Source organism: Vibrio sp. M250220 (assembly GCF_036533795.1).
GTDB lineage: Bacteria > Pseudomonadota > Gammaproteobacteria > Enterobacterales > Vibrionaceae > Vibrio.
In genome coordinates this window covers 1-593 of the sequence record NZ_JATABI010000188.1, presented here as the reverse complement: position 1 = coordinate 593, position 593 = coordinate 1, and the positions used below count along the sequence as shown (strand labels likewise).

The 593-nt window shown below is 38.1% G+C and carries 1 pseudogene; it reads left to right on the top strand.

Annotated features, from left to right (window positions below):
• Positions 1-113 (top strand): annotated as a pseudogene (locus QTN94_RS20335) (IS5/IS1182 family transposase); the annotation flags it as partial.
• Positions 114-593: the final 480 nt, after the last annotated feature.

Below are 593 nucleotides of genomic sequence, written 5' to 3'. Positions count from 1 at the left end.
CTAAAATCAAGCATTATCGAGCAATATCCACTAGATATGACAAGTTGAAAAGGAACTATGCCAGCATGGTATCGCTGGCATTTATGTTAATGTGGCTACCAATGTATTGCTGAGCATAAAACGTACAGCAAAGATCAACACGCCCTAGTTACCCACAGTGATTTGTGAACAAATCGTGGCTAACCTGAGGGTAAAATGGGTGTAAATGTTGATCTGAGTGATTAATGTCCACTTAGCCCTTTTTTATGAAAAAAAAGCATCTTTTTACTTGCCTTAAAAAAGGAACTGCCTATAATGCGCATCCACTGACAGGGCAGACGCCGCAAGGCTTCAGCAATAGTCAGCGAGGTGAAAAGCTTCTAACAAAATAAATTTGAAAAAGTGTTTGACTCTTCAAATTATCTCGCTAGAATTCACCTCCGCTTCGAGAGAAAGTGTTCTCAAAAAGCAAAGCTCTTTAACAATATAAACCTATCAATCTGTGTGGGCACTCGTTGATGATAATCCAATTAGAAATTTCTCTAAATAAAGAGGGGTTTCAAATTAGGTTTCAATGAAACGAAGTGACCAAACGAGACTTCTTTTGGAAACAT